Here is a 5,601-nt window from a genome sequence, read left to right on the forward strand (position 1 = left end):
GTCAACTTCAACACTGGGAGGGAGGCAAAGGGCATGAGAATCAAGCCGCTCTTTATAGAACAGATTGTCAAGAAAACATTATTTTTAGGCACTGCCTTAACGGTCTTAATTTTATTATTCATTATCTTCTATGTGCTCAAGAATGGGCTGGCAGTAATAGATTTAGAATTTCTTTTAAGTTCACCAAAAGAACTCGGCAGAGCTGGAGGAATATTCCCCTGCATTATAGGAACAATTATCCTTCCCGTAGTAGCAATTCTCATTGCCACGCCGCTTGGTGTTGGCACTGCCATCTATTTAACAGAATACACAAGAGAGAGTCGGTTGACAAAAATAATTAGATTTGGCACTGAATGTCTGGCTGGAGTGCCATCTATTATCTTTGGTTTATTTGGATTTGTTCTTTTTGTTGTTTATCTTGGTTTTGGTTGGTCAATTCTCTCTGGAGGATTTACATTGGCTTTTATGATTCTGCCAACAATAATTCGCACTTCGGAGGAGGCAATTAAATCTGTGCCTTATGCCTATCGTGAGGTAAGTTTTTCACTTGGCGGAACCAAATGGCAAAGTATTACCAGAGTTGTGCTTCCTCAAGCATTACCCGGAATAGTTACCGGCATAATCTTAGGTATAGGTAGAAGTATCGGCGAGACCGCCGCGGTAATATTTACGGCTGGTTCATCCTTACAAATCCCGGATTCTTTATTTGATTCAAGTAGAACGATGGCTGTCCATTTTTACATTTTGACCCGCGAGGGTATCTCTATGCAAAATGCCTACGGCACAGCCACTATCCTGATAATTGCTATTTTATTAATTAATCTCTTTGCCTACTGGTTGATGCACCGGTTTATGGCAAAGTTTTCCTGATAGGGTTTAACAATAGGGCTTCACGAAATTATAAAGTAAGTAATCGGTTAAATGGTAATTGGTAACTAATTACCATTCACCAGTTACCAATTACCAAAAATATGGAGTGCAAAATTGGAAGATAAAATTATCGTTAAAGACCTTAACCTTTACTTTGGCTCATTTTGTGCTCTGAAATCTATTAATCTGGAGATTAGAGCGAATGAGATTTTAGCCATTATTGGGCCGGCAAAATCAGGAAAAACTACATTTTTACGCAGTTTAAATAGATTAAATGACTTAATTCATAATGTAAAAGTAGAAGGCGAGGTTCATCTTGATGGTAAAAATATTTACAAAGAGGATATTTCACTTAGCTGGCTTCGACGAAAGGTAGGAATGGTATTTGCCCTGCCGGTTCCACTTCCAGGAAGTATATTTGAAAATATTACCTACGGACCTAAACTGGCTGGTGTTACTTCTAAAGAGACACTTGCATATCTGGTCGAGAAGAGTCTAAATGCCGCATTTTTATGGGATGAGGTAAAAGATAGACTGCATACCTCTGCACTTAAACTCTCTGGTGGTCAACAACAGCGATTATGTATTGCCCGCACATTAGCCTTAGAGCCTGAGGTAATTTTATTAGACGAGCCCTGCTCAGGACTTGACCCAATCTCTACCGCTAAAATAGAAGAGGCACTCCATAAATTAAAAAAAGAATATACTATAGTTCTTGTAACAAACAATACAAAACAAGCGGCAAGGGTATCAGATAACACCGCATTCTTTTTAATGGGAAATTTGGTAGAATATGGTTTAACAGACCATATTTTTACTGTCCCTCAGGATAAAAGGACCGAAGATTATATCTCCGGAAGGTTTGGATAAAAATGACAGATAAAATTGAAATCACCAATCTATCATTTTATTATGGTAACTTTTTAGCATTAAAAAATGTCCAGATGAATATTAAAGAAAAGGCAGTTACGGCTTTAATCGGACCATCAGGCTGTGGGAAATCAACATTGCTTCGCACACTTAATCGAACAAATGAATTACTCGAAGGAACAAAGGTAGAGGGAAAGGTGCTAATTGACCAGCAGGATATTTATGCCCCTCAAACCGATATAATCCAATTGCGAAAAAAGGTAGGTATGGTTTTTCAACGGCCCAATTGTTTTCCGTTATCTATCTATGATAATGTGGCTTACGGACCAAAGGTTCATGGCATCAAGAAAAAGGTTGAATTAGACAGAATAGTAGAGAAAAGCCTGATTGCCACATTGCTTTTTGATGAATTAAAAGATAAATTAAAACAATCCGCATTAAGTCTATCGTTAGAACATCAACAACGACTATGTATCGCTCGTGTTCTGGCTTTAGGTTCGGAGATTATTTTACTTGATGAGCCTTGCTCTGCCCTTGACCCAATTACTACCTTACGCATTGAAGAGCTATTAGCAGACCTCAAAAAGGATTACACGATTGTCATTGTTACTCATAACATGCAACAGGCGGCAAGGGTCTCAGATTATTCTGGTTATATGTTATTAGGGGAACTTGTTGAATTTGACCGAACATCTAAAATATTCACCAACCCGCAGGATAGACGAACCGAAGATTATATCACCGGAAGGTTTGGGTAAATAAATGGTAATTGGTAATTGGTAAGTAATAAGTCAGTTATTTGGGGGAATGAACATTAACCTGCGGAGAACAAAGCAATGAAAATAGTAGGCAAGTAGGTAGTAGGTAAGTAGGAAAGGGATAAAGGATGTGCACGGTATTCCTCTTCTGGGGGCAATGTCTCCCCCTTTCCTACTCTCCTACTTCCTACTTTCAGGAGAATCCCCCATTTCACTGACCCATTACATTGGTAACTATTGTCACCAGTTACCGCTTACCAATTACCAATTACCAAAAGAAAGGAGGACACAAAAATGGAAAGATTTTTTGATGAGGAATTAGAAGAATTGAAGGCGAAGCTACTTTATATGGCTGAGATAGCAGAAAAGATGATAGAATTGGCTATTCGTGGATTAATAGAACGGAATAAGGATTTAGCCTCGGGGGTGTTTAAGGCTGAGAAGGAAATAAATATACTTCATATTGAGGTGGATGAATTGTGCCTGCGGCTCATTGCCCTACGACAACCAACGGCTAAAGACTTGAGATTTATTACCGCCGCAATGAAGATAAACAGCGAATTAGAACGAATTGGAGACCAATCTGTCAATATCTCAGAAAATACTGAGGTCTACTTAAATTATCCTGAAGTAAAACCATTAATTGATACCCCACGCATGGCAGAGATTGCCAGACAAATGGTCAAAGATAGTCTATCTTCATTTGTAGATAAGGATGTAGAGTTAGCTCGCTCTGTCCTTCGACGCGATGATGAAGTAGATGGCTTACGAGACCAGATATTTCGCGAGCTTTTAACTTATATGATGTCAGACCTGACGAAGATTCAACCAGCATTAGCCTTAATTCTTATTGCCCGAAATATCGAACGGATAGCCGACCACGCCACAAATATCAGCGAAGATGTAGTATTTATGGTTTTAGGCAAGGATATAAGACATCATATTGAAGAAGTGAGGGAATGATTGCAAACATTAGAATTGCAGGGCACAAGATTTAATTCTTGAGATTACTTCTTTTAATCTTTGCTCATCAACCGTTAATGCGAATCGTATGTAGCCCTCTCCATAATCTCCAAATCCCACACCCGGCGTAGTCACAATACCTGCTTTTTCAATAAGTTGAGTCGTGAGTTTTGTTGAGGTAAGATGATTTGGGGTGGATAGCCAGATGTAAAAAGTCGCTTTAGATTTTTTTACCTTCAAACCTAAACTATTCAAACCATCGCTTAAAACATCTCGTCGAGATTGATACATTGTTCGCATCTGCTCTACACAATCCTGAGAAGATGTAAGTGCTTTAATTGCCGCATATTGCACTGCCTGAAATATCCCGGAGTCAATATTAGTCTTGACTTTGAGGAGTCCCGAGAGCACCTTTTCATTTCCAACAGCAAATCCAATTCGCCAGCCCGTCATATTATAGGTTTTAGAAAGGGAATGAAATTCTATCCCAACTTCTTTCGCACCATCTACCTCAAGGAAACTTACTGGCTTTATCCCATCAAAATAAATCTCAGAATATGCCGCATCATGACAGACAATAATGTTGTATTTATTGGCAAATTCTACGACTTGCTGGAAAAACTTTAGACTGCAAGTAGCCGAAGTAGGATTATTCGGGTAATTAAGAAAGAGTAACTTTGCTTGAGAAAGAATATTATCTGGTATTTCACTCAAATCAGGTAAAAAATCATTCTGTTCTCTTAATGGAAGTGAGTATGGCGTTGCCCCGGCTAATATCGTTGCAGATTGATACACAGGATAGCCCGGGTCAGGAACTAAAACTACATCATTTGTCTCAACAAAGGCAAAAGGAATATGGGCAATTCCTTCTTTCGAGCCAATCAAAGGTAAAACTTCTTTTTCCGGGTCTAATTCTACGCCAAATCTATTTTTATACCAGTTAGCAATCGCGACTCTAAGTTCTAAAAGTCCATTATAAGAGGGATATTGATGGTTTTTAGGGTCGTATGATGCCTGATTTAATGCCTCAATGATATGATTTGGTGTAGGCATATCCGGGTCTCCAATACTTACATCAATCAAATCTATCCCTTTTTTCCTTGCCTCTTGTTTCAACTCATCAATTTTAGCAAATAAATAGGGTGGTAATGCGGCTATTCGATTAGCCATTTCTATTTTAATCTTACTCAATGTTATTCCTCCTCTACTTTCAAGGTTATAAATCGTAACTGTTATAAATTCAACACATCTTGCATATCATACAAACCTGGTGTTTTTTTTGCAACAAATCTTGCGGCTTTAATTGCTCCATGAGCAAATGTTAGCCGTGAATGGGCACGGTGAATAAGTTCCAATCGTTCACCTTCACTACCAAAAATGACTGTATGTTCTCCAACAATATCCCCAGACCTAAGAGCAAATATACCAATTTCATCAGGTTTTCGCTCTCCTACCTGTCCCTGTCGGCTATAAACTGCAACTTGATTAAAATCCCTATTTAGACTATTGGCAATTATCTTGCCTAACATTATTGCCGTGCCAGATGGGGCATCTTTTTTATGGTGATGATGTGCTTCAAGTATCTCTACTTCGTAATCATTCCCTAATACCTTTGCAATCTCACCGACTAACTTAAACAGAAGATTAACTCCAATACTCATATTTGGGGCAAAAACAATCGGGATAGAAAATGATAGGTCATTTATGCAATCTGTTTGAGCCTTATCTAATCCCGTTGTTCCAATGACCATTGCCAGATTATTTGCCGCGGCTATTTCAAGATGCTCAATCGTTGTTTTAGGATTAGTAAATTCAATCAAAACATCGCCTGATTTAATGATTTTTTCTAAACTATCGACAATAGGCACGGTTATTCTTTTATCTCCAATTCTTTCACCAATATCACAACCAATCGCCTCATGTCCTGAATGCTCAATTCCAGCAATCAATTCCATATCTTTTTGCTCAAATACTAACTTCGCAATCATACTTCCCATCCTACCACAGACACCGCTGACAATTACTTTAATCATTAATATTCCCTCCTTTTGAGTAATGGTAACCGTTCAGGGATATAGCCACAGAGTCACAGAGAACACAGAGGGAATATATAACCACGAATGAACACGAATAATAAAAA

At 38.4% G+C, this 5,601-nt stretch carries 6 protein-coding genes; 4 read left to right on the forward strand and 2 right to left on the reverse strand.

All coding sequences use genetic code 11. From position 1 onward, the window contains the following. The first annotated feature begins 33 nt into the window (after positions 1-33). From pstA to phoU, 4 genes are all read left to right on the forward strand, one after another. Positions 34-870: a phosphate ABC transporter permease PstA gene (gene pstA / locus AB1422_16030; protein MEW6620818.1), complete on the forward strand. Its 837-nt coding sequence runs from the start codon at positions 34-36 to the stop codon at positions 868-870. 114 nt (positions 871-984) lie between these two features. Further along, positions 985-1,740: a phosphate ABC transporter ATP-binding protein PstB gene (pstB, locus tag AB1422_16035; protein MEW6620819.1), complete on the forward strand. Its 756-nt coding sequence runs from the start codon at positions 985-987 to the stop codon at positions 1,738-1,740. 2 nt (positions 1,741-1,742) lie between these two features. Beyond that, positions 1,743-2,498, forward strand: a complete 756-nt coding sequence (gene pstB, locus AB1422_16040; protein ID MEW6620820.1) for a phosphate ABC transporter ATP-binding protein PstB — start codon at positions 1,743-1,745, stop codon at positions 2,496-2,498. A 294-nt stretch (positions 2,499-2,792) separates the two neighbouring features. Further along, a complete protein-coding gene (phoU, locus tag AB1422_16045) occupies positions 2,793-3,461 on the forward strand; it encodes a phosphate signaling complex protein PhoU (protein ID MEW6620821.1) in 669 nt (222 codons plus the stop codon). Between the two features lie 9 nt (positions 3,462-3,470). Here the strand turns inward: phoU and AB1422_16050 are convergent, their stop codons facing one another. Then, positions 3,471-4,652, reverse strand: a complete 1,182-nt coding sequence (locus AB1422_16050; protein ID MEW6620822.1) for an LL-diaminopimelate aminotransferase — start codon at positions 4,650-4,652, stop codon at positions 3,471-3,473. A gap of 41 nt (positions 4,653-4,693) precedes the next feature. Then, positions 4,694-5,494, reverse strand: a complete 801-nt coding sequence (gene dapB, locus AB1422_16055; protein MEW6620823.1) for a 4-hydroxy-tetrahydrodipicolinate reductase — start codon at positions 5,492-5,494, stop codon at positions 4,694-4,696. Positions 5,495-5,601: the final 107 nt, after the last annotated feature.

This window comes from bacterium, from assembly GCA_040757115.1.
GTDB lineage: Bacteria > UBA9089 > CG2-30-40-21 > CG2-30-40-21 > SBAY01 > JBFLXS01.

Coding starts and splice junctions, on each gene's coding strand:
- pstA (MEW6620818.1), top strand. CDS start 34: ATGAGAATCAAGCCGCTCTTTATAGAACAGATTGTCAAGAAAACATTA.
- pstB (MEW6620820.1), top strand. CDS start 1,743: ATGACAGATAAAATTGAAATCACCAATCTATCATTTTATTATGGTAAC.
- phoU (MEW6620821.1), top strand. CDS start 2,793: ATGGAAAGATTTTTTGATGAGGAATTAGAAGAATTGAAGGCGAAGCTA.
- dapB (MEW6620823.1), bottom strand. CDS start 5,494: ATGATTAAAGTAATTGTCAGCGGTGTCTGTGGTAGGATGGGAAGTATG.